The following is a 25804-nucleotide window of genomic DNA, read 5'->3' as shown; positions in this document are numbered from 1 at the left end:
TATCATTTCTGTAAAATACATTTAGATAATCCATGAACTCATTTGCCTTTCAAAACGAGTTTTGATATAATACACATGTTTTATAGTAATAAGAAATACTTTTTCTATGGTCAATAAATTATAATAGTTTTACATATGAAAGAAAGAAGAGAAAATGAAATGCCTCTCGATTATTGTTCCGATATATAATGTGGAGAAATATTTACGTGAGTGTCTTGATTCTATTGTTGGGCAAACACATTCAAATCTGCAAGCAATTTTAGTAAATGATGGAAGCACAGATAAAAGTGCGGAAATAGCAAAAGAATATGTTGCAAAAGATTCGCGTTTTATCTTGATAGAGCAAGAAAATAGGGGTTTGGGAAGTGCAAGAAATAGGGGTTTGGATTTTATATTTTCCTCTAAGAATCCTAAACAAACTGAATATATTGGTTTAGTTGATTCTGATGATGTTATAGCAAAAGATTATTATGAAAATCTTATCTATTGTCTAGAATATCATGATGCATCAGTAGCAAAGAGTCGTGATATTTTTGTTTTTAAAGATGATAACTATGATTCTAATATTTTTATGGTAACACAATATAAAACAAAAGGTATTATGCGTCGTGTGAGCAATAAAACCTTAGTGAGTAAGGTTGATCCATGGCGAAGCGTGTTTAGAGCTTCTTTACTCCAAAATCTTCGTTTTCCACCTGTCAGATTTGCGGAAGATGTACCATTTGGCGTGAGTGTTAATATTCTTGCAAAAAATATTGCATTAACAAAAACTGCCCGTTATTTTTACCGCTTACGAAGCGGTTCTCTTACAAAAGAACAATCCCATAAACCACAGGAAGTTTTTAGGGCATTTGAAGCAATATACTCTTTTTTTACAACAAATGATTTACTTTATACCTATACTTTACCAACACATATTTTGCGTCCAAGCCTTGCATATACACAGAAATTCCCTGATTATTTTCCACAGCTCCAAGAGTTTATCAAATCCCTACATATTCAACCAAGTGTATTAAAAAGAAATCATGTTCTGCGAATCATCTTGCAATCAGATAATGTTGAAGAATATCTCAAAAGAACACAGAGCTTTAAAGAATGGCGAAGAAATAATTTTAGATTCCATATAAGCAAAAAACAAATCATCGTTAAACTTTTCGGTGAAACCTTATTGCATAGATAGGACAATTATATTTCTACAAAATACATCAAACCAAATCAAACAATCATGTAAATAACAAAATTTCAAATAAAATTTGTGAGGAAATTATGAAACAATTTAGCAATATTGAAATCCTTGAGAAAATATGCCAAGTAAAATATAAGAAGATTCAAGAAAAAGGTGTGTTTCTAGGATATACAAAACCATCAAATAGAAATGTTCCGATAATCAAACCAAAAATTTTGGAAGAGAAAGATTCTGAATTAATTATTGCAGAGATAAAAAGAGCAAGTCCAACAGAAGGTAATATCAGCGAGATTTTTAATCCTTTGTCTCTCGCACAAATTTATCTTGAGAGTGGTGCAGATGTGATTTCTGTGCTTTGCGAAGAGGATTATTTTAAGGGTAGTTTGCTTGATTTACAAAAAATTAAACAAAAATTTCCAAATACATGTATCTTACGCAAAGATTTTATACTTATGAAAGAAGAAATTGAAGTAAGTTATATTTTTGGTGCGGATATGGTATTATTAATTGTAGCTATTTTTATGCAAAATTCTGATACATTTAAAGAAATTTACAATGAGATTCTTGCATGGAATCTTACACCGCTTATCGAGGTGCATACACTTGAAGAATATAAATTCATTTCTTGCGTTAATTTAAAAAATGCAATTGTTGGGATTAATTCACGCAATCTAAAAACTTTTGAGATTAATATGATGGAAACTATGAAGTTAAGGGCGTATATCCCTTCAGACATTCCTGTTATATTTGAATCTGGGATTCAATCGAGCTTTGATGCATTTATCGCTGGTAATGCTGGTTTTCAAGGGATATTATGTGGCACTTTTTTGGTTCGCACTTTAGATTTAAAATCTTTAGAATCACAAACCAATGAAGGATGCGACATCCATTTCCCATTATCTCATAATAGTCAGGGGGATGTTTCTTGTTTTACCTCCATTCACTTACCACAACCAGAGGAAATAAAAAACAATAAACAAGAGAAACAAAAAAATACAAATATCACTATGAATATTCTTACTAACATAAAAGAAGCTTTTTTACAAGGTAAAGCTTCCAAAAAGGTTTTTTACACCCTGACAAAGAGATTTGCATACAAAAATCAAAATACAATACTGGGTAATAACACAATACGACCTCTTGTAAAAGTTTGTGGCATTAATGATTTATCCTTTTTATACGAAGCAATGAAATATGCTGATTTATTGGGTTTTATTGTTGTCGCACAAAGCCCTCGCTATGTTGATGAGGAATTTTTACAAAAAGCAACACAAATAATGCAAGAACATTTTTGTTCTAAAAATTGTATAGATATTGCAAATAGGAATCTCGATGGAGAATCTTTAGAAAACAATTCTACACCAATCAGAGTTGGTGTTGTTACGAAGGAGTCCTTAGAGATTGGTTTAACATATTTGAATAAAGGCTATTTTGATTGCTTACAATTGCATGATACCCCAATCCAATTTATGCTAGAGACTAAGAAAAAAACTCAACAAAATGATTCTAAAACTCCTATAAAATCTCACATCATACATACATCAACAAATAAAAATTATAAAAATAATGTCATATCAATTTTTTATGGAGATTTAAACCTTACACATTTTAATGCCATGGAGTTAGGATATATACACGATTTTTTCCCCTTTTTCCCCTCATTGCGTTATGATTTTGGGTTAAGCATTACCTCAAATCTCGCTCAAAATATTGCAGATTCTAATCAAAAATACTTTCATACGGATAGCTCTAACACTTTTCGTGCACATTTTGTGTTATGGGACAATTCTTGCGGACATGCAAATACAATAAATTATAATGCTCTTCAAGCATTTTTAGATTCATATCCATTATTTCATGGTAATTTATGGTTAGCTGGTGGAATTGATTGTACTAATCTCAAGAAAGTTTTAATGCAGAAACCAATGCTAATTGATATTTGTTCAGGATTTGAAGTAGAGCGTGGAAAAAAGGATATACAAAAATTAAAAGATTTCTTTCGAATCTTAGAACAATACAACATCATCAATCAAGAATTATAACATTTCTATTTTTGTTCATTGTTTAAGATAACTTAATATAATGGAGATAAAGATTTAGTTATAATACAATATCGTATCCTTGTATTTTCATAATAAGTAGAATCTAAACCTACCAAATCAAGTCTTAAGGAAAAAAAATGGGCAATTTAGAACAAGACAATCAAAAAAAACTAGGTGAATTAAAGCACCTAGCAGTTGTTATGGATGGTAATAGACGATGGGCTAGGAAAAATGGGATTCTTGAAAAAATAGGTTACCTACATGGTGCCAAGACAATACAAAAAATCATTGAAGTTTGTATTGATGAGGGTATTACCAATCTCACACTTTTTGCCTTTAGCACAGAGAATTGGCAAAGACCACAAGAAGAAATTACATATCTTTTTAATCTCCTTGAAAAGTATCTAGATACAAGCCTTGAAAGCTTTTTAAGCAATGATGTAAAATTCCGTGCTATCGGAGACCTTTCACGATTAGACAGAAATCTTTTAACTAAGATTCGGTCTTTCGAAGAGCAAACAAAGTTGTGTAATAAATTATGTGTGAATGTCGCAATTTCGTATGGTGCAAAAGATGAGATTATACGAGCAGTTAATCGCACACTTGAAAAAGGGTTGCCCATCACAGAACAAAATATTCAAAATAATCTTGATTTAAACGTGGACGTAGATTTACTCTTGCGTGTTGGTAATGCACAAAGAATCTCAAATTTTCTACTTTGGCAATGTGCATACGCGGAGATTTTCTTTAGTGATACACTCTTTCCAGGATTAACAAAAAGGGAATGCAAAAAAATTATTAAAAATTTTAAAAAACGAGAAAGAACTTTTGGTAAATAAAATCTTACGAAATCACATATATCAAGGTATATAAAATTATTAAAGATAATCTCTTACATCACATTTGAATGATTCATATACAATACGCATGATTAAATATACACAAGAATTCAAAAGTTATATCTCTCAAGAAACTAGATTCCGTTAGAATCTATAATTTGAGAAAAATTCTCCCAATTTTGTAGAAACAACAAACTTTTTTTGTAAATTGTTGTCATTACACACATATTTTATATAATTTTATATAGCTTAAAATTCTTTTCTTGGATCTGTTACTCCATAAAAAATTCCTGTTTTACTATCCCTAAGGATTGCATTTACATCGCCCATATCGGGAAGTTCTGTGAGTGAGTATCCCATTTTCTTTAAGATGTTTTGTGTATCTTTGCTTAGACCAAAAGATTCTATTCTAATCTCATCAGGCTGCCATTGCATATGGATTCTAGGAGATTCTACTGCTTTTCCCAAATCCATTTGATGATCGATTATATTTGAAATCACTTGCAGGACTGTGGTAATAATACGAGCACCACCAGGACTACCTACTACCATAAAAAGCTTATTATCTTTTAGAATAATCGTAGGACTCATAGAGCTTAATGGTCGCTTATTTGGTTCAATAGCATTTGCATCTCCTCCAACTAAACCATAAAGATTTGCTGCACCTGGCTTAATGGAAAAATCATCCATTTCATTATTGAGTAAAAATCCAGCACCCTGAACAGCAGCCATCGCACCATAACTCCCATTGATAGTATAGGTAACGCTTACAGCATTTCCCCATTTATCTGCAACTGAATAGTGTGTTGTATGATTACCCTCTTTCATACTTTTGGGAACACCTTGTTTGATTGTGTCAAGACCTGCCTTGATATTTTTACTCGAGATTGCCTTGCCTTGTGCCTTTTGTATATTTGCATAAATCTTTTTTGCGTATTCTTTACTTAGAAGTGAAGAGAGTGGAACTTCCCAAAAATCTGGATCTCCCATAAACACAGCACGATCCGCATATGCTTGTCGCATTGCTTCAGCAAGAATATGAATATTTTGTGCGGAATTAAATCCCAATTCTTTTACATTCGCATTTTCTATTGTATTGAGAATTTCTATAATATGAGTACCACCACTACTTGGCGGAGACATAGAGACAATGTCATAACCACGATATTTGCCTTTAACTGGTGTGCGCCAAATAACTTTGTAATTTGCCAAGTCTTCTTTAGTAATAATGCCTCCGTTATTTTTCATATCTATTGCTATTAAATCAGCAATTTTACCTTGATAAAATGCACTTTCCCCTTCTTTCTGAATCAATCGAAGTGTTTTTGCAAGATCTTTTTGCACTAAAGTTTCACCGCCACGATAGGTTGTTCCATCTTGTTTTAAAAAATAATGTTTAGAACTCGCAAACTTTTCAAAATATTTTTTCGCCTCTAGCATAGTTTCTGCTTGTCTATCTGTAATGACAAATCCATTTTCAGCTAAATCTATTGCGGGCTGAATGAGCTCTGATAATTTTTTCGTCCCATATTTATCAAGCATAGCACTCATACCTTTCACAGTTCCAGGTATTCCTGCACTTAAATAACCTATTGTTGAGGCTTCTGGGATTATATTCCCCTTTGTATCAAGGAACATATCTTTTGTCGAAGCAAGAGGTGCACTTTCTCTAAAATCAAGGGCTATATCCTCACCATTCGCCAAATGAATAACAGCAAATCCACCGCCACCAATATTTCCTGCGGCCGGATGCACAACCGCTAATGCATAACCAACAGCAACTGCGGCATCAATAGCATTCCCTCCATTGTCTAATACAGACTTCCCTATTTTTGTTGCATATTCGCTACTTGTCATAGCAAGACCTGTGCCATTCATATCGCGAATAGGTGGATAACTTGCTGCATATAGAGATTTATTAATTACCAAAAAACAGGTTAAACAAAAAAGCATAAAAAACATAAATTTAAATTTTGTTTTTACAACCTGATATATTTGCAAATCTCGTTGTCTCATCACTTATTCCTTTCATCAATTGAAGTGTTTTAGTATATCTCTAAAAGTTAAATATTTATAATCAAATCGAAGAAATATGCCTTATAAGAATATCAATTATGCTAAAAATGAAACTTTTTGAAACAAATTAAAATTAAATTTATGGTATAGTATGAAAATTAGAAACAATTAGAATGTTACAACAACCTGTATTTCTGCTTCAACTTACAATTATGAAAGAGAAAAGTATTCTTTATGCCTTCCAAGGTATCAATGTTGATTAGAGCTTAATACTTTTAAGAAATCTACTGCTATATTACCTATTGTAAGTATTAAAATAATTATATTTTAGATAGTTTTATGGATATTGTATTATGTAAAGATATGTATCTTTACATTTTTTATACATTAAAAACGAGATTATTGAAGAATATGCAATATTTGATTTGATGATTCAGTTCCCTTTTTCTATGCTTCAAGATAAATAAAAAAGTAAATCATTCTCTATTCTTGCTACATAGAACTCAACATATAATCAATCTCTAGTGTAAGAACTCACATGCCTGAGCAATACTTGTAAAGAATAAAATATCATTTTGTAAACAATATTCTCGTGCATCTTTTACATTTGAGCCACCAAGTATGATTGGCACGACTTTATGTGCAAAGCTATGTTTCTTTAGAATCTTTACTGTGCCTAAGGCATCTGTCATATCTTGTGGTGTAATAAGTATATAAATCAAATCAAGATTCTCAAATTTATCTACAATTTTCAATGCATTCTCATATCTATCGGGAAGAGCATCGCCAATAACATCAATAGGGTTATTATGCGACCACATCGGCGGCAATACAGAATCTAACTCTTTGATTTGCGATTCTGTAAGTTCGTAAAGATTCTTATTTGCATTCGCTATGGCATCGGTTAGCACAGCGCCTGGACCTCCAGCATTTGTAATAACAGCAATACTTTGCACATTTCTGAACAATGAAGCAAAAATAAGAGAATCAAGTGTTTCAACGACATTAACACCAAGACTTTGCATAATTCCATTAAACATAGCATAGTTTCCACTTAAATTACCTGTGTGTGAAAAAGCAGCCTTTTTCGCAGCCTCTGATTTCGCAGCCTTAAAAAGGTAAATTGGTTTTTTGCATTTTCTAATATTTTCACACAATGTCTTTCCACGTGCAACACCCTCTAAGTAAAGGGCGATACTTTTGCATTCTTTTGCTTCATTAAGCATTGGTAAGAGTTCTGCTGTTCGTAAATCAACAGCATTTCCAACACTCACAAGGTGTGAAAAACCAAGATTAAGTTCTGCAGCTCTATCCATAAGAGAAGCTAGAACTGCACCGCTTTGAGAGATAAAGGCATGTGTTCCTTCATGTACTACACCTGTTCCAAAAGTGATATTGAGCTTTTTAGAAATCTCATAGAATCCCAAACAATTTGGACCTATAACATTAAAATTATATTCTTTTGCTAATCTGCCTATCTCTTCTTCCTCTGCATCATGACCACTTTCTTTAAAACCTGCAGTGATAATAATAAGATTCTTTAAATCTTTTTTAACCAAATCTTTAATAGTGGGAATAACAAATTGTGCTCCAACTACAATCACAGCGGTATCAATATTCCCATCAATCTCATTCACACTTTTATAGAGTTTTCTACCAAATAATTCACCACCTTTTGCATTCACATAGAGCAATTCACCCTTGAAACTCTGTGCATTTTTAGCAATAGTATAACCTGTTTTTTGTGGTTCTGTGCTAGCACCAATAATTACTACACGCTCATTGTGTAAAAAGTCCGGGCGAGGTTTATCACGTCGATCTTCTTTATAACTACTTTTACCCTTCATAATTCTTGCATCAACTGCAATTAAACCATCACTTGTAAGTTTAAGGGGATTTATATCAAGTTCTTTAATACTATTTTCTTTAAGAAGTTTTTGGACACTTTTTACAAGATCTATAACCCATTTGAGCTGATAGTTACCTCCTCTGAAACCGTGAAAAAGTTTACCAATTTTTGTAATATCAATTGCACGTTTAATTTCATCTTCACAAGCATTTGATTCTATATAACACACATCTTTATAAAGCTCAAGATATATCCCGCCTTTACCAAATAAAATCACATTTCCAAAAGTCGAATCTTCCACACTACCAATATAAAGCTCTTCACCAAAAACCATCTGGGTAATAATAAAACCATCGTTAGAATCTAGAGAAATATTATGCTTTTTAAGATTCTCAATAATAGTTTGACGTGCTTTTTCTAGTTCTTCATTATTATTGAGATGTAAAACAACACCTCCAACATCACTTTTATGCACAACTTTAGGAGATTGTATTTTGATTACTGCAGGAAATTTATTGAAATTAATTGAGTCGTTTAGACCAACACTAATAGATTCTGGGGTTTTGATTCCATATTTACCCAAGAATTGATAAAGTTCACTTTCATTTAATGTTTCATTTGACATGTTTAGCTCCTGATATTATAGATTTAAACTAATTATAACTTAAAAGTCAAAAATCAGAATATATAAATGTATTTTTATACATTTTCTAATTTACCTTGTTTCTTACTTCTACAAAAAGAAAATATTTTAGAATTATTGATGGCAAGTAAAATATTTTAGAAATCTTTTTTTATATGATATTAAGATTTCCTATTTCTTGATTATGGAATCTTTTTTGCTTTAAGGATAGTTAAACTTTGATTTGAAAAGGATTTAAAATGCAAGTTTCACAAAATATTTTACAAAAAAGATATACTGATAGTGTGCATAATCAGCAAGGTATAGATATAGAACATGGTTCAAGAAACCGGTATATTCCCACCTATGAGAGTGATAACTATCTTCCCCAAGATATTTTTGTTAAATCAGAATATCTACAAAAAATCGAGAGTTTGGGAGATTCTTTGCAGGGTGCTTTTCGTGATGCAAATACATTTATGGAGATGGCAAATGCCTTACGCGGTCAAGACATATTAAATAATCAGGATTTAATTGCAGCAAGCTATGTTGCCAGAACAAGTGAAGATATTAATTTTGATTCATTTAATCAGATTTTGCGCAATGAAAACTTAAGTATGGAGATGAGGGGTTTAATCAATCAACTTGTGAATAAACTTTATAATATTAATTATGTTCATGCCGGTGTTTTAATGGCTTCTTAATTATGTTATTGGTAAATAAAGGGAATTTAATTAAATTCCTTTCTATAAAAATTTTTCTTATTTTACATTATACAGTAAAAACTAATCTAAGAAACTCCACCAATACCACGATGAGAATAATGTTATACAAACAATTCCGACAACACTAAGTAAAAAACCGAAACGAACCATATCCCAAACTTTTATCCCCCCTTGTGCAAAAACAATAGCATTTGGTGGTGTGCTAATTGGAATCATGAATGAAAAACTCGCACAAATTGTTATGACAAGCATAAGTAAAATTCTTTGATGATCTCCTAAAAATGATTGTGTTGCAACATCAATAACTGGTAAAAGAATGGCAATAAGTGCAGTTGTTGAGAGAAAACCAGTTGCTATAATTGCAAAACAACACGCAAGAAGAATTACAATAGCAAAAGGGGTATCCTGAAACATTGCAAAAAATTTAGTAAAAGCACCGCCTAATTCTGCTTGTGAAAATGCCATTGCAATACAAAATCCGGCACCAAATAAGAAAATAATCTCATACGGAATGGATTTTGAATCGCTCCAATCCAAAAAACCAATTTTAGGAATAAACATCAATAATCCAAAAGCAAGTAAAATAATATTTTCATTCCAACCTAAACCATTATAAAGTGGTCGTATTGGCGAGTTTATTAATAAAATAACAAGCAGAGCAATAATAAAAAATAAAAGTCTTTTTTGTTCATGTGTAATTTTTATAGAATCAAACTCACTTAGATTTAATTCATGTCCTTTTAATCCATAAGAGAGAATTTTAATCATCGTAAAGAGCATGAGTAGCGTAAGTGGAGCCATCATAAAAATCCATGTTGTAAAACTTATTCCAGACAAGCCTTTTGTTTCTAAGAATCCTAAATAAATAAGATTTGGAGGGCTACCAATAGGTGTTGTAATTCCGCTTATACTTGCTCCAAATGCAACCGCTAGAAGAAAACGCGTTTGCAGAACTTTATCTTTCGTAATAGACATTGCCACAGGCAAAAGCAAAAGAGCAACCGTCGAATTTGATAATGCTGTACCCAACACAACAGATGCAATACCAAGTGCAGAAATTACTCCTTTTACATTTTTAGGAAACTTATCGAGAAAAAATTTTGCGATGACACGATGTAAACCAATTTTTTCAGTTGCAGTAGCAATCATAAAACCACCCAAGAATAAATAAATAATTGGATTAGCATAATTTGAAGTGGCACTTTTTGTGTCTAAGATTCCGAAACATGGAAATAGAATAATTGGTAAAAGCGACACAACCCCCATAGGGAGAGCCTTATTCGTCCAAAGCGTAACCAAAAGTGCTATGATACCAAGCAATGCTGAAACCTTGAGAGATGCATTGAGATAGAATCGTGCTAAAAGCAAAGCTATAAAACCCAAAACAACCGCCAATCCAATCCCAAGCACAGTCTTTAAAACTTTACTATCTTGTTGCATTATTGTTGATTGATTTACAGAATCTTTTTTTTGGCAATCTTGTTCTAAATTGTCTGTATGTTTAGCATGAAAAGATTCCATAGATTTTTGAGGTTGTTGGGAAGTCTCATTTGGAACGTTGCTATGCTCATTTGTTATCTGATTTTCCATATTTTCCCCTATTTCATAGTTCTTAATAATCTTTAAAAAATAAAATGATTTATATTCTAAAGATATAAAGATTGAATTATAACTAAAAAAAAATTTAAAATTTATAAGAAATGTAATAACAATGCAATATTTAATGAACTAACCCAATAAAAAATTAATCATCACAACAAAGATTTTTGATTCTAAACATAATATTATTTTAGGGTAATTTACAAATATTTATATTTTTATAATTGAAAGCATTGGAAAATTTTAGTTCTATAAAAAATAAATGAAGCAATAAAAATTTTTACACAAAATCTCGCTATTCCCTTTTCTAAAATATTTTAAATAATTTTGTTATGACACGAAAATTATATTAGCAAAAAATAATCATACACTTTTTCTTTAAGTTAAGCTAGAATATTATTTTTATTTTCTTATTTATTATTTTATTATAGAATCTTAGATAGAAAAAACATGTAAATATGTAGTTAGCGAAATGAAATGTTATTCTATTCTATTTTTCATAATCTTTATTAGTATTAACATATATATCTTGATATTATCAAAAAAATTAATCTGCGTAAAGAATAAAATGAATAGACTTTGGAGAAGCTATGAGTATTATTATTCGCAATAAAAAAGCATTGCACGATTATTTTATTATTGAACAAATAGAGGCAGGTTTAGTGCTTGCGGGAAGCGAAGTAAAATCCTTACGCAATGGACGCGCAAACCTTAAGGACAGTTTTGTGCGTATTATCAATAATGAGGCATTTGTATTTGGTGTGCATCTCACTTACCACCACACAACCAATCCTTATTTTAAGCCTGACGAAAAACGAGTGCGTAAGTTATTACTCCATAGAAAGCAAATTGATAAACTATTTGGGCAAGTAAGTCAAAAAGGGCTTTCGATTATTCCATTACAAATCTACTTTAATAAAAAGGGTTATGCAAAAATAATCATTGCACTTGCAAAAGGAAAAAAAGAATATGATAAGAGGGAAACTATTAAACGCAAAGAACTAGCGAGAGAAGCACAAGCAAGTATGAAAAACTATGAATATCCTAAAAGGAGTAATAAATAATGGAAAAAATTGCAACTTATGCAAGTTATTTTGATTATGGAATCTTTGGTTTTCTTATCTTTCTTAGTTTATTAGTAATCGCTATTGGTATTGAGAGATTATGGTTTTACTCCATCATTCGACTTGATGATTATGAAGATAGACGTGAACTAGAGTTAGACTTGCATAAACGGCTTACACTTGTTGCAACAATCGGATCGAACGCTCCTTATGTTGGGCTTTTGGGGACTGTTATTGGAATTATGCTAACTTTTGCAAGTATTGGGGTGCATACCATTCTTGATACAAAGAGTATTATGGCTGGATTGGCAATGGCATTGCGGGCAACAGCTCTTGGTCTTATTGTGGCAATACCAAGCATTGTTTTTTATAACCTTTTATTGCGTAAAGCTGAAGTTATCCTTACAAATTGGGATATATTTAACACTCCGATAATAAAAAATAAACAAAATCCACGATTAGATTCTAGAGAGGATACAACAATTAATCAACTCACAAAAGATAATCGTGATATGCCCTATCAATTTCAAGATTATGCAGATTTAGGGTCAAAGATACATAAAATGCCAAAAATGATACATAAAGAAAATAAACAAGATTCATCAAGTCTCAATTCTCAAAACAATACTGCAAACTCTTATAATCAAGATGATATACACGATTCTTTAGAGATAAACAATCTTCCAAAGGAACTTGATTCTCAAATCAAAGATCTCATTGCACAATATAAAAGTGAGCATAAAAATCAAGGGGCCACTCATGAAAAAAATTGACTCTTTGAATCTTGTTCCATTTATTGATATTATGCTTGTTTTACTCGTTATTGTACTTGTTTCTGCTTCATTTAGCGTATCCTCACAGCTCCCAATACAAATCCCCCAAGTTGATGAAGAAATGCAAACAATCATAGATTCTAAACAAATCAATATCGCCCTTGATAAAGATGGAAAAGTCTATGTTGATTCTCGTCCTGTCGAGAAAGCTGAACTTTATGGATATTTGCGTAGTGTTGATAGCGATACAAATATTATTATCAAAGCAGATAAAGATGCTAATGTGCAACAATTTGTTGATATTATGGCTGCTTTACAATATTTTGGTTTAACAAAGGCGTTTACCGAAGTGGAGCAAGATTAGGTTGGCAAATCTCTCGCACTCTTCTGTTCGCTTACAATAACTTTATAAAATTGTGGCATAAAATTTTACGCAAATATTTTACAAAAAAAGCTTCTAGAATCTTAATATCACACAAAAATAAATTTACTTTAAACTTATACACATGTTGCTATATAAATTTAAAGTGGGGGTGTAATATAAAGCGGTGTGCAAGATTCTTTAAAATCAGACTTGTTCAGTGTCATTGGCAACAACAACTGTAAATCACGTCCAGAACTTCTTTTTAACGATATGCAATTATACAAGTGAGAATCTAGACTATCTGTTTTCTGCTCCTTGACTTCATAATGATAATTTGTCAATTTATTTTCCAGATTTTTTATATATCTGTCATTATGTGAATTCTCATAAAAAAATGATAGATTTCCAAATGCTTTAATTTCATTATAATTACTAAAATAGAAGCTATTTATCGCATAAAGAGGGATTTTTTTTACGATATATAAAGTTTGTAAAAATATATGCGTGAGTTTTATCGCACTAAGACTACCAACACCCCGAGCATAATAAATTCCGCTGATTTCATGAAAGTAGCTTAATAAATGGAGAATTTGAATAAAAGAAAGCGATAAAGATTCAAGAATGTCTGCTGTTACATATTGTTTTTGATGTCCTTCAGAATCTTGTTGTGGTAATAAAATCATAGGTGTAAATAATTGTGTTTTATCAGTATTTTTATTTTGAAGAATAAAATCCATGTATTGCAAAGAAAAATTACCAGAACTTTTAAGGAGATCATACGACATCGCATATTCCTTCAATTTGCATTTAAGTGCTATATTTTCCAATATTTTACCATTGAGGTTTTTATTTTGCAAGATTCCAAGATTTTCACATATATGTTGCATCGGGGTATCTCTGGAGAATATCATGCTCATTAAGAGAGGTAAAATATGACTCGTTTGCCCCTCTATTGCAAGAGAAAATAAAAGTTCAGAATCTTGATTTATTTGAGAGTGCTTATAGATTCCAAGCATTATAGGAGAATCAACACTAATTAAAACAATATCATACATATCCTATCTTTATTATAGATGTTATAAAATAATTGTAGTATTAAATGTTAAATAAACAACAAGATTCTATACATAAGAGAGTTTAAAGAAATAAAGAGGAAATCTATAAGAAGAAAATAATGTGAATGTATAATATCAAACATAAGATTCTAAAGAATAAAATATAAATGAATTGAAAAAATCTAAGAATGAGATAATTGACATGTAAAATCAGGCAACTAGATACTCTGTATGGTATTTCTCTTATTAATTTGATTTTTTAAGTAGAAACCCTCTTGATTGACTTTTGTATTGTATTCAAAGGATATTCTAATCTTGGTAAAGTGAAATTTTGATATTCACCCTCTTATTGTGTTCAATACAATAACCCTAAAGCAAGGAATTTTGAGAATCTTAAATTAGATTCTCGAATTTTCGCTTAATTCCCGCTTGCTTTTTTGGCAATAGATTCAAGCATATTAGACATTTTTGTAATAGTTTGCGTATTTTTAATCTTATATTTTTTTGCGATTTCACCCAACTCGATAAAATTTACAAATACTTCATTCTTATCATTTTGATAAATATTCATTCGCAATGGCAACTCAATAGCAATTTTTTGATTTTCTTGCATAAGCGTTGTGCCAACTTTTGGATTCCCAAAGACTATTACACTTGTTGGATTGAGCTTTACACCCGCTTTCTCTGCATTATCAGAATGCTTATATTCTGCAAAAATGTTAATTTGTAGTTTCTCAATCTCGCTTTTGACATTCCCTAGTGTCGTCTCAAAATCATACTTACTTTTTAGTTTACCTGCATTCATATTTACACCTAATAACAAAACACCTAACATAAAAACTTTTGCTATTTTCATACAATCTCCTTAAATTTTGGTAACTCTTAGGATTATAATACAATTTCTTAAATATGACTCAATCTCTTGATAATAGAATGTGAAAAATAGTTTTGTGGAAGCTAAAATTAAGAAAACCAGCATTATATAACTCTCAATATTTTCACATTCTGACCTATTCTAAGCATTTTTTACGATGATAACATTTTAATTCATCCTCTTTCGACATAAGTGTAAAATATACACAAGTATCTTTTTATGTGATTCTAGGTTATCGTATAATCTGCACTCGATTGCCATTCTCATAGATTTCTGCTTTGATGAGATTACCTTTCATATCCCATTCTTTGTAATGTGCCATGTAATACATCATTTTCATAATGCTCCTCTTTTATCAATTTATTATTTTTCCATTCCTTTTGTGTGCCATGAAGTTTGCTTTTTTATAGTGGGATTCTATTTTTTGTATAAAGCTCTCTAGTCCTTTATATTCATCAATTTTATCAGAATCTTGTTGGCAACTTTTTACTATTCATTTGCCTGTTTTTTGCTCTGCACTATCAAATTCTCCGCTTGTATAGCCAGATACTTCAGAGGGCAAAGTGATTTGGTCCTCATTACCATAGTGTATAATAAATCTAGATGAGAAGTTGTCTATGTTGTTGAGATGATAGTGTTTATATTTTTCTGATATTTTGGACATCATGTTCATTCCATTATAATCAAGCATTACGCAAGTGAGGGAAAATCCAGAATCTTTTATTACAACAGATACAACAGAAATTTTCTTTCCATTTTTATATTTTTCAATTGTTAAGGTATCCGAACCACTTCCATGGTTTTCTCTTCCTGACCAAATTACCCTATCCCCATCAACTATGTTTTCATTATTGAATTGTATTATTGCTTCATTGCGAGAAGAATGTGCCGTACCGCAATGTGAAATGAGAGTTTGATACTATAAGATAATGTATTATTAAAGCAATTGTGGGTCAATGGATATTTAGACTAAACAATATAAAAGTAGCTTAAGATTATCAAGATACGACTTTCATGATAATCTTGTTTCTGCAAATTTGAGATTACTTTAGTAGCATTATTATGTTGTTATAATTACAAAATATTACTTCATAATGTAATGAGAGGCTTAACGAATATTATTTTTTGCCCTCATCACGCCCGATTCAATTCTGTAACGATTAAGAAAATCCCCATCGAATACATTAATACTCCTCCCAGCATATTCTTTCTTGATTCTAGAATTATGTAAAGACTGGACTTTCTGCATAGCTCTATTGAAAGCATTGCCAAGGTTAAAGCCAAGCTTTGTGCGGTTAGTAAGTTTGATATAAACTTTTCTTACATTGGAATCAAGCATTGCGGAATCTCTAAATGCTGTAAGCAAACGATTTAGGCTTTCTTTAGTTCTTTCATCAATTTTATCATTCCCCCAAACATATCCCATTGCATGTCCATATATATATCCAACACCTGAATTATAAAGTGTTCTTGAAAGCTGATTATAACGTTCTGAACGCATTTCAGACATGTATTGCTCATTATCTAACATATCAGCAAAGAGATATTCATAGATTTTTTGTGGTAGTTCTGGTTTTGTGATGATGGCTTCTATGCTATAAATATTTGTATCAATCTTGCTAAGAGTTTTTGAAATTTTATTCACTTCATCTTGAAATTTATCTTTATCATCTATATTTGAGAGACGTTTTGAAATTTTATTCAAAAATGCCGTAGTTTGTTGCATAAAATCCATAATATTATTGGTTTGCAAAAGAGGTGAAGTGGATTTTGCTTTCACGCGAAACCATACACTATAATAATCACTTGTGATTGTGCAAAGCAATTGTTCATTGACTTGCTTTTTTTCATCATTTACTTGTGTAAAATCTGAACATTCAAATGCTTTTGGTAAAAACTGACTTTTTTCACTCTCAAATCCAGTTGTTTCCAAACTACCACTTACACGTTCAATTACTCTTGTATCAAGATAATCAACAGTATAACGAAAATCTTTAAGACTAAATCCTATTACATTGGTATCATATCGTGGTGTAGTGCAGATTGCAGAACGATTATTTCCATCGCATTCAAATGCACTCGTATTGTCAAAAAGATTTTCAAGAGATGCACGCATATAATCATCAGCTTTGCCTTGTCCATACACACATGTCGTAAGAATGCCACCCAACAAAAAAGTTTTAAACAATGGTATCAATCGCGTTGTTTTATGTTGTTTTATGTTCCTATCTTTATACACTATAGAATCATTGATTTGCTTGGAATATATTATAGATTCTAATTTCTTATATGAAATGTACATCATATTTGTAATATTCAACATATTTTTCCTTTTTTAGCAGAATTTAAAGAATAGTTCTATATTGTATTCAAATTCAACTTAATTCATGATAAAATTTAGCATTTTTCCTCATATTTTTGACAAAAATAACAAAAAAATAACTTTTTTCAGAGGTAATTTGACTTTTTTTTAATAAAAATTACACAATAGCTTCAATCTCTTAAAATTTACTACTTATGTTTAAAATTGCAATATTGTATCATTGAATTTAGGGAGAAACTACCTTAATTGTTTCTATTTTAAGAATAAAATAGAAAAGTTCCGATAAAATACTGCAATTAAGGATTCTGTATTCATATACATAGAGGGCATTATGTTCGCATATTTTTGCAAACGATTTTTGTTGATGATTCCAACTTTGCTTGGTATTATTACGATTAATTTCTTCATTATTCAACTAGCACCAGGCGGTCCTGTGGAGCAAATGAGTGCGAAGATTGCAAATTCCATTCATGGTGAAAGCAATGTTGGGAGTATTCATCTTGGGGCATATCAAGGTGCAAAAGGATTAGATTCTGAGCTACTTGAACAACTAAAAAAAATGTATGGATTTGATAAACCTATTGGAGAAAGATTTTTTCTTATGTTGAAACATTATATTCAATTCGATTTTGGTGAAAGTTTCTATCGACAAGAACGTGTGATTGATATTATTCAAGAAAAGCTTAGTGTTTCTATTTCACTTGGTATTTTTAGCACATTGATTATTTATTTTGTAAGCATTCCTCTGGGGATTATAAAAGCTTGTTGGAATGGAGAAAAATTTGATTCTTTTACGAGTCTTCTTATCACTTTTTTATATTCTATCCCCTCTTTTTTACTCGCAATTTTACTCATTATATTATTTACTGGGGGGAATTTTTTTGATATTTTTCCATTAAAAGGATTAGTAAGTGATAACTTTGATTCACTTACAACATTTGATAGAGTTAAAGATTATCTTTGGCATTTAGTCCTGCCAATCACTTGCATTTGTGCTGGGGGCTTTGCAAGTCTTACTTTACTTGTTAAAAACTCGTTTCTCGATGAAATGGGAAAATCCTATGTGCTATTAGCAAGAAGTAAGGGTGCAAGTAACATAAGAATCTTATATGGACATATATTTCGCAATGCGATGCTACTAATTGTTTCACTTTTTCCAATTACTTTTGTGGGCATGTTTTTTGGTGCAAATCTTTTAATAGAAATTATTTTTAGCCTTGATGGATTAGGGTTGCTTGGCTATAATAGCATTATTACAAGAGATTATCCTATCGTTTTTGGGACACTATTTATTTTTACATTAATTGGTTTAATCGCTGGAATCATTAGTGATATGTTGTATATGGTCATTGATCCACGTATTAATTTTGATAAAGCAATATAATAAAAATATCATAGTTTTTATAATGAATTTTTAATTTTCAAGAATAGTTTTATAAAGAACGAAATCTAAGATTTCACTCTTAAAAATATTATCAAAATCTAATTCCATATATTTTAGTAATATATGAGACAAATCAGAATTTCAGCTCTTATCTCTTGCGTAAATAAAGGTACGTTGCGGAAAAGAAAAAGTTTGACATTGGAAATTTTTTAGCAATGTAGATTCTGTATATGTGTTTGCACCTTTAAAAAAGAGGTAATAACCGCCATTTAAGAGCAAATGTTTGCTTCCTTGTATTAAAACTAAACTCTCACAAACTGCTCGTGAAGTAATTAAATCTGCTTTAATATTGCAAATATTATAAGAAAACCCCTTTATAATTTCAATATTATCCATTCTAAGGGCAAGGCGCACACTTTCTAAAAAAGCTACTTTTTTGGCTTTTGGTTCAAGTAAATAAAAATGCTTTTCTGGATAGCATAGTGCTAAAATAAGAGCGGGAAACCAGCCCCACTACCAATATCAATACAAGTGCGAAAATCTTGTAAAAAGCTTATTGGCAAGAGACTATCTTTGATTTGTTTCCAAATAGAATCTTTTTCTTTTGCACCACTAAGGTTATGAACTTTCCCCCAATGTAATAAGAGGTCAACAAACATTTCTAGAGATTTTAGAATACCTTTCTGTTGTATATATGCTTGAGTATCAAATTGCATTATTTGCAAATAATATCCTTAAAAATATGAATTATGATAAAAATTATTCAAGAGAATTAAAAAGGGTATCATGGAGAAAATCCATCTTTTCAGCTAAAAAGATGGAGGTAAGTAATATTTTAACTAGAAATTAATGACAACTACTTGCTATCTGCTTTATCTGTCGTTGTGTCAGTAGCTGGTTCTGCTACTGGTTGCTCAGTAGTCGCTGGTGCTTCAGTGCCTTCGTGATTATGTTCTGCCGGTTCTGCAGATGTGTCAGTAGCTGGTTCTGCTACTGGTTGCTCAGTAGTCGCTGGTGCTTCAGTAGCTACGGGTTTCTCGGTAGAAGTAGCAGAAGGTTTGTTTGCCTCTTTTTTATCATCACAAGCCACAAAGAAACCTGCTAAACCTGCTACAAATGCAAATATTAAAAACTTTTTCATAATCAAAACTCCTCAAAGGAAAAATAAAATGTGTTGTGTATGATACCATATTTAAGCAAATTTTAAAAGAAAAAATGAATTAAAATTGTATTTTTTAAAGTTTTTTATTTTAGTTTGCAAGTTATAAAATAATTTTATATATCTTAACCTTGTTGTAACCTATCGAGGAATCCCATAAATGATATAAAATAAAAAAATATTTAACATAAATGTAGGAGCTTTTATTGCAATGACTTAAGATATTGATTATATTTTTGAGACATTGGGATTCTATCAGAAAGAGTAAAAAATATTGAATTTACAAACATTAAATATATCTGTTTCATAAAAACCCTAAAATTACAACACATAGAATTAACAACATTTATATAAATAAAAGTAAAAATTCACAATTTAATAATAAATACCATACAAAATGTTAAATATTTTCTTAGATTTCTATTTTATTTTGCAATGTGAATTTTTGCTTTTATATCTTTTAAAAAAGTGGTTATTGTAAAAGTCATCACAATGACTAAACTCCACGCACCCCATTTTCCAACACTTACAATAGCCCATGCACCAAGCTGATGGGGGTATTTCCAAATACCAAAGAATGTACCAAGATTTTCTGCTAACCATATAAAAAACCCCACGAATGCAAATGACAGAAGCAAAGGCATTTTCCTCTCTTTATCTAAGGGTGTAAAATGAACCATACTTCTTGCATAAAGCCCAAGCAAGAAACTTGCAATATAATATCGAAAATCACCTATATAATGATGAGTAAAAAAGTTTAAATAAATTAACATCGATACAAAAATAGCAAGTTGATAAGGTGGATGATGACGCACTTTTATATCAAGAAGTCTCCATGATTGAATAATATAACTTCCCACAGCTGCATACATAAAACCAGAAAATAAAGGCACACCAAAAATTTTACTATAGGCAAAGTCGGGATAAGCCCAAGATTGCACCACAGAAGTTTTAAATGTTTCAAGGAGAAAACCCAGAAAATGAAACAAACAAATCGCTTTAAGTTCATCAGTGCTTTCAAGTTTTGAAAATACCATAAAAACTTGTATTAAAAGAGCTATAATTAAAAGTAAATCATAGCGATAAAAACCAAAAAGTCCTTCATGAGGCACACAAAATATAGCTATGAAAAATAATCCTGCAAACAAACATGCTCTAGCTTGCTTTATACCAAAATATAAAAATTCCATACAAAAACGTTTAGAACCTTTAAGGCTTTTGCGTTGAGCGGTATTCATTAAAATTCTATCAAGAGAATAAAAAATATTGAATTTATAAAAACTAATCATCAACACCTCAAGCATATTTGATTTAGCATAATTATTGGAATTAAAAATACATAAGAACCAAATAGTATTTTTATATGATGTAAGTCTAAAGATTCTATATTATTATACATTACAATAATTAATCCAACTCACTCTTTGTAAATATTCAAAATAAATTCTTTAAATCTTATATAATAATTTCTAATGAGTAAAAATTATTAATAAATCATCATTTGTAGCCATATTAATTGCCAGAATCTTCTTGTTGTGTTGGAAATGGGGATTCGCTTAAAATCCTATCTCCTCGTTCATTATATACTTTTCTCCATTGATTCTGAAAGTCAATATTTTCACTTTTAAAATAATCAATCCAAGCTTCCTCACAAGCTCTTTTTCCTACAAAAACAATATTTGGACGAGGCATACTCCAACCATTTTTCATATTCCCCTTGATACAATAAATTTGTCCTTCCATAGGCGTAAAAACAAGATAAGAAGTTGCCTCTGTGCGTGCCATAATAGCTACTCTATGTCCTACCCAAATATCAGCATAAAATGTTCTTGCAGTAGCCATATAGCCTAGCGAATCTTGATAATTATGGTAATCTGGACGACCTTTGGAATCAAGTTCCGGATCATATTGAATGCGTAATGTATACCCCAAATAAGAACCAACAGGACTATTATCACGAAAAACATAAATGCGTGCTTTATCCTTTGGTGGATCTTGTAAAACATAGCTCCCATCACTTATAAAACCAACTTTTTTACTTTCAATCAGCGAAAGTATTTCATGATTAATTGAACATGCACTAAAAAATAAATATGAAAAGCCTATGAAATAAAGATATAAATATTTTATCATATTAAGAGTCCTTTTTATTGTCGCCACCTACTCAATCTATTTTTTCATCATATAAAAAGGATTTATAAATAGAACCTAAAATAAAAATTGTTACTCTTAAAATTTATCTAAATAATCTTGTAAGGCTTTCGCACATTCGATGGTATGGGAATATCCTTTTTCTCCTCTTATAGCTCCATGTGATTGTGCGTTATTAGGGCTTTTTGTATCTTGAGAATCTTGCACAGTATTTCGATTAATGAGAATCTCTTGTAATGCTGTGAGTGCACTTTTTGCACCAGAAATTGTTGTAAAATATGGAATATTTGCCCTTAAAACCGACTCACGAATAAGTCTTGCATCTGGTTTATCCTTTGTGGTTGTTGTATTAATTACCATTGCAATTTCACGATTTGTAATCATATCATTAACATTCGGGCGTCCCTCACTTACCTTCAGCACAGACTTAACCTCTATCCCCGCATCACTCATCACTTTATGTGTGCCAAGCGTAGCGACAATCTCAAAACCTAGCTCGACAAAGTCTTTTGCTAAAGTAATCGCTGAAGTTTTATCGCTATTACGAAGTGAAATAAAGATTTTTCCTTTGAGTGGAAGTGGATTCTTGCACGCAAGTTGGCTTTTGGCAAAAGCAAGGGCAAAACTCTCCCCTATACCCATTACCTCGCCCGTGCTTTTCATCTCTGGTCCTAGTAGCAAATCCGCGCCGGGTAGTTTATTAAATGGAAAAGCAGATTCCTTCACGCTCACATAGTGTAATCGCTTAGGTTGCCATATTGTTTGAGCAAAATCCACTTTCTTGAAAACATCATAGAATCTCAAAGCTTCTTCAAGGATAGATTCTCTATTCTCGCTCAAAGCCACATCACTCATTGCCCTTGTCTTGTGATTCCACATCACTCTCGTAGCGACTTTTGCAAGTGGAACTCCTGTCGCCTTACTCACAAATGGCACGGTGCGACTCGCACGAGGATTAACTTCAATAAGATACAAGCTCCCCTTATATATCGCATACTGCACATTCATAAGCCCTATTACACCAAGCTTCAATGCGATTTTTGCCGTTGTTTGCGCAATTTCATCAAGCATACTTTCAGCAATATTATAGGTCGGCAGACTACTCGCACTATCGCCACTATGTATCCCCGCTTCCTCGATATGCTCCATAATCCCACCGATATACACCCGCTCCCCATCGCATACACAATCCACATCAAGCTCTATCGCACTATCAAGGAATTTATCAATCAGCACCGGAGAGCTTTCGCTCACGGCTAAAACCTCGTCCATATAGAGCTTTAGCTCCTCATTATCATAGACGATTCTCATCGCGCGTCCGCCAAGCACATAGCTCGGACGCACAAGCACCGGGAAGCCAATTTTGTTTGCGATACTATACGCACTTTCTTTTTCAAAAGCAATGCCATTTTCGGGTTGTCGCAACTCCAAATCACCTACAAACTTCGCAAATTTCTCCCTATCCTCTGCAATATCAATAACTCTCGCACTCGTGCCGATAATCTGTGCGTTAGTTTTCGTAAGAGAGTTTGCAAGTTTAAGCGGAGTTTGTCCGCCAAAATGCACGATAATGCCTTGTGGATTCTCGCGTTCAATCACAGATTGCACATGCTCAAAATCAATAGGCTCAAAATAAAGCGTATCGCTCGTGTCATAATCTGTGCTCACAGTCTCGGGATTGCAATTATACATAATGCTTTGCACCCCCAAATCACGCAAGGCAAAACTCGCATGCACGCAACAATAATCAAACTCAATGCCCTGCCCTATGCGATTTGGTCCTCCGCCGATAATAAGCACTTTGGATTTATTGCTTTCCTGTGATGAATGAGAGAGGTTATCGCTTGTTTGCTTTATCGCATTCTCACAAGATTGAGAATCTACCTCCTCAAAATCCCCAATGCTTGAGTAAAGATAGCTTGTGAGACTAGGGAATTCCGCCGCACAAGTATCGACTTCATTGTATCGTGCCTTTATCCCTAATGTAAGTCTAGCTTGATAGACTTCAGATTCTGAAATCTCAAGATTCTCATTTTCTTTGAGCCAATACGCTATCATTTTATCGCTAAATCCATAGCTTTTTATTTTTCTCATTAGTTTTGCGTGGTGCAAAATCTCGCTTGTGATGAGATTTTCTGCCTCAATAATCTCGCGTATCTCATTCAAAAACCACTTATCAATATTACAAAGCTGATGCACCTCATCAATACTCATTCCCTGCCCGAAGCCCTCTGCGATATAAAGGAGGCGATTTGCGTTTGGACGACGAATTTCTTTTTTGATAAGCTCTAAATCCGTAGAGATTCTATTAAAGCCAAAAAGCCCTGTCTCTAGGCTACATAACGCCTTTTGCAACGACTCTTTGAATGTCCCGCCAATCGCCATAACCTCGCCGATAGACTTCATCGAAGTGGTCAGTGTAGAATCAGCTTGTGGGAATTTCTCAAAAGTAAATCGCGGAATCTTTGTAACAATATAATCAATACTTGGCTCAAAACTCGCCGGTGTGCCTGTAATGTCGTTGGTGATTTCATCGAGGCTATACCCCACTGCAAGCATTGTGGCGACTTTTGCGATAGGATAGCCTGTTGCTTTTGAGGCAAGTGCGGAAGAACGCGAAACGCGTGGATTCATCTCAATCACGGTCATTCGCCCATTTTGCGGATTAATGGCAAATTGCACATTGCTCCCGCCGGTATCTACGCCGATTTCTCGCAGGATTTTAAAACTCGCATCACGCATTCGCTGATATTCTTTATCTGTAAGTGTGAGAGCTGGAGCGATGGTGATAGAATCTCCCGTATGCACGCCCATAGGGTCGAGATTCTCAATACTGCACACGATGATACAATTATCGTTTTTGTCGCGAATAACCTCCATTTCAAACTCTTTCCACCCAAGCAAAGATTCTTCAATAAGAATCTCATTGATAGGACTTGTCTCTAAGCCCGTCCTAGCGACTACTTTAAACTCATCAATATTATAAGCCACGCCACTGCCACCACCTGCAAGCGTGTAACTTGCACGGATAATGAGCGGGAAGCCTATCTCCTTTGCCGCCTCGAGTGCCTCCTCCTCCGTGTAGGCATAACGCGACTTAGGCAAATCCATACCGATTTTGAGCATTGCTTCTTTGAATGCTTGTCTATCCTCGCCTTTTTTTATCGCTTCTGGCTTCGCCCCTAAAAACTCAATACCCTCTAACATACCTCGTTCATACATACTCATAGCGACATTCAATGCTGTCTGTCCGCCCATTGTGGGCAAAATCGCATCGACATTTTCTTTTTTGATAATATCAGCTATGATTTCCTCTGTGATAGGTTCGATGTAAGTGCGGTGGGCAAAATCTGGGTCTGTCATTATCGTAGCGGGATTTGAATTGATAAGCACGACTTTGTAACCTAAGCTTTTAAGCGTCTTTGCCGCCTGTGTGCCACTATAATCAAATTCACATGCCTGTCCAATGACAATAGGTCCTGAGCCAATCAATAAAATGGTTTTAATATCTGTGCGTTTTGGTGTAATTGCCACACAATTTTGGTCATGTTGGGCATGTGTATTCTTATTAGATGTTGGCATTTTAGATTCCTTTAGAATTTTAGAAAGTGCTTTGTAATTTTTTGAATCAAGTGTAATTAAGATTATACAATATTTTTTTTAATTAATGACTAGATTTAATATGAGGAATATTTACTTAGAACAAAATAGCTTAAGCTATAATGCAATTTTATTTTATATTCCTCACGAGTGAAATAAAAGTCTTGAGATATTTGCAT

The 25804-nt window shown here is 32.3% G+C and carries 19 protein-coding genes and 2 pseudogenes; 9 read left to right on the top strand and 12 right to left on the bottom strand.

What is annotated here, in order from left to right; translation table 11 throughout:
* The first annotated feature begins 154 nt into the window (after nt 1–154).
* From CQA53_RS07085 to uppS, 3 genes are all read left to right on the top strand, one after another.
* The gene (locus tag CQA53_RS07085) at nt 155–1180 is read left to right on the top strand and encodes a glycosyltransferase family 2 protein (RefSeq protein WP_115543318.1); all 1026 of its coding nucleotides are present in this window, start codon (nt 155–157) and stop codon (nt 1178–1180) included.
* 86 nt (nt 1181–1266) lie between these two features.
* Nucleotides 1267–3228, top strand: a complete 1962-nt coding sequence (trpF, locus tag CQA53_RS07080; RefSeq protein WP_115543317.1) for a phosphoribosylanthranilate isomerase — start codon at nt 1267–1269, stop codon at nt 3226–3228.
* A gap of 137 nt (nt 3229–3365) precedes the next feature.
* Nucleotides 3366–4067, top strand: coding sequence for a polyprenyl diphosphate synthase (gene uppS / locus CQA53_RS07075; RefSeq protein WP_115543316.1), 702 nt, complete (start codon nt 3366–3368; stop codon nt 4065–4067).
* 249 nt (nt 4068–4316) lie between these two features.
* Here uppS and ggt read toward each other — a convergent pair whose 3' ends face one another.
* Both ggt and CQA53_RS07065 read right to left on the bottom strand, forming a co-directional pair.
* The gene (gene ggt, locus CQA53_RS07070) at nt 4317–6020 is read right to left on the bottom strand and encodes a gamma-glutamyltransferase (RefSeq protein WP_115543326.1); all 1704 of its coding nucleotides are present in this window, start codon (nt 6018–6020) and stop codon (nt 4317–4319) included.
* Nucleotides 6021–6604: 584 nt separating this feature from the next.
* Nucleotides 6605–8557, bottom strand: a complete 1953-nt coding sequence (locus tag CQA53_RS07065; RefSeq protein WP_115543315.1) for an acetate--CoA ligase family protein — start codon at nt 8555–8557, stop codon at nt 6605–6607.
* Between the two features lie 257 nt (nt 8558–8814).
* Between CQA53_RS07065 and CQA53_RS07060 the strand changes: the two genes are divergently transcribed.
* On the top strand, nt 8815–9258 hold the full coding sequence (locus CQA53_RS07060) for a hypothetical protein (RefSeq protein WP_115543314.1): 444 nt from the start codon (nt 8815–8817) through the stop codon (nt 9256–9258).
* Nucleotides 9259–9339: 81 nt separating this feature from the next.
* On the opposite strand, the gene CQA53_RS07055 is transcribed toward CQA53_RS07060, so the two are convergent.
* Nucleotides 9340–10869 (bottom strand): SLC13 family permease, encoded by a 1530-nt coding sequence (locus tag CQA53_RS07055; RefSeq protein ID WP_245945761.1) that lies wholly within the window; start codon nt 10867–10869, stop codon nt 9340–9342.
* 599 nt (nt 10870–11468) lie between these two features.
* On the opposite strand from CQA53_RS07055, the gene smpB reads away from it, so the two are divergent.
* The 3 genes and pseudogenes from smpB to CQA53_RS07040 all read left to right on the top strand — a co-directional run bounded on the left by smpB (nt 11469) and on the right by CQA53_RS07040 (nt 13079).
* A complete protein-coding gene (gene smpB / locus CQA53_RS07050; RefSeq protein WP_115543313.1) occupies nt 11469–11942 on the top strand; it encodes an SsrA-binding protein SmpB in 474 nt (157 codons plus the stop codon).
* Nucleotides 11942–12376: pseudogene (gene exbB, locus CQA53_RS13310) on the top strand (TonB-system energizer ExbB); the annotation flags it as partial. The gene smpB and the pseudogene exbB, both read left to right, overlap by 1 nt.
* Nucleotides 12377–12701: 325 nt before the next feature.
* On the top strand, nt 12702–13079 hold the full coding sequence (locus tag CQA53_RS07040; RefSeq protein ID WP_115543311.1) for an ExbD/TolR family protein: 378 nt from the start codon (nt 12702–12704) through the stop codon (nt 13077–13079).
* Nucleotides 13080–13237: 158 nt separating this feature from the next.
* Here the strand turns inward: CQA53_RS07040 and CQA53_RS07035 are convergent, their stop codons facing one another.
* From CQA53_RS07035 to CQA53_RS12345, 3 genes are all read right to left on the bottom strand, one after another.
* Nucleotides 13238–14134, bottom strand: coding sequence for a hypothetical protein (locus CQA53_RS07035; protein WP_115543310.1), 897 nt, complete (start codon nt 14132–14134; stop codon nt 13238–13240).
* A 418-nt stretch (nt 14135–14552) separates the two neighbouring features.
* Complete coding sequence (locus CQA53_RS07030; RefSeq protein WP_115543309.1) at nt 14553–14990, bottom strand: DUF302 domain-containing protein; 438 nt, start codon at nt 14988–14990, stop codon at nt 14553–14555.
* 511 nt (nt 14991–15501) lie between these two features.
* Complete coding sequence (locus CQA53_RS12345; protein WP_181882388.1) at nt 15502–15675, bottom strand: hypothetical protein; 174 nt, start codon at nt 15673–15675, stop codon at nt 15502–15504.
* A 31-nt stretch (nt 15676–15706) separates the two neighbouring features.
* Between CQA53_RS12345 and CQA53_RS12175 the strand changes: the two genes are divergently transcribed.
* The gene (locus CQA53_RS12175) at nt 15707–15925 is read left to right on the top strand and encodes a hypothetical protein (protein ID WP_147290007.1); all 219 of its coding nucleotides are present in this window, start codon (nt 15707–15709) and stop codon (nt 15923–15925) included.
* Between the two features lie 191 nt (nt 15926–16116).
* On the opposite strand, the gene CQA53_RS07025 is transcribed toward CQA53_RS12175, so the two are convergent.
* Entirely contained in the window at nt 16117–17331 is a 1215-nt protein-coding gene (locus CQA53_RS07025) for a hypothetical protein (RefSeq protein ID WP_115543308.1), read from the bottom strand.
* Between the two features lie 331 nt (nt 17332–17662).
* On the opposite strand from CQA53_RS07025, the gene yejB reads away from it, so the two are divergent.
* On the top strand, nt 17663–18715 hold the full coding sequence (gene yejB, locus CQA53_RS07020) for a microcin C ABC transporter permease YejB (RefSeq protein WP_115543307.1): 1053 nt from the start codon (nt 17663–17665) through the stop codon (nt 18713–18715).
* A gap of 141 nt (nt 18716–18856) precedes the next feature.
* On the opposite strand, the pseudogene rsmG reads toward yejB, so the two are convergent.
* The 5 genes and pseudogenes from rsmG to carB all read right to left on the bottom strand — a co-directional run bounded on the left by rsmG (nt 18857) and on the right by carB (nt 25607).
* Nucleotides 18857–19374 (bottom strand): annotated as a pseudogene (gene rsmG, locus CQA53_RS07015) (16S rRNA (guanine(527)-N(7))-methyltransferase RsmG).
* A gap of 197 nt (nt 19375–19571) precedes the next feature.
* Nucleotides 19572–19856, bottom strand: coding sequence for a hypothetical protein (locus CQA53_RS07005; RefSeq protein ID WP_115543304.1), 285 nt, complete (start codon nt 19854–19856; stop codon nt 19572–19574).
* A gap of 443 nt (nt 19857–20299) precedes the next feature.
* Complete coding sequence (locus tag CQA53_RS07000) at nt 20300–21163, bottom strand: DUF817 domain-containing protein (protein WP_115543303.1); 864 nt, start codon at nt 21161–21163, stop codon at nt 20300–20302.
* Between the two features lie 223 nt (nt 21164–21386).
* Nucleotides 21387–22007 carry a hypothetical protein gene (locus CQA53_RS06995; protein ID WP_115543302.1) on the bottom strand — a complete coding sequence of 207 codons (621 nt, stop codon included), beginning with the start codon at nt 22005–22007 and terminating at the stop codon, nt 21387–21389.
* Between the two features lie 96 nt (nt 22008–22103).
* Complete coding sequence (gene carB, locus CQA53_RS06990; RefSeq protein ID WP_115543301.1) at nt 22104–25607, bottom strand: carbamoyl-phosphate synthase large subunit; 3504 nt, start codon at nt 25605–25607, stop codon at nt 22104–22106.
* Between the last annotated feature and the right edge of the window lie 197 nt (nt 25608–25804).

The organism is Helicobacter didelphidarum, assembly GCF_003364195.1.
Classification (GTDB): domain Bacteria; phylum Campylobacterota; class Campylobacteria; order Campylobacterales; family Helicobacteraceae; genus Helicobacter_A; species Helicobacter_A didelphidarum.
Note: the sequence above shows the minus strand (reverse complement) of the source record. Positions and strands in the feature narration are given on the sequence as shown.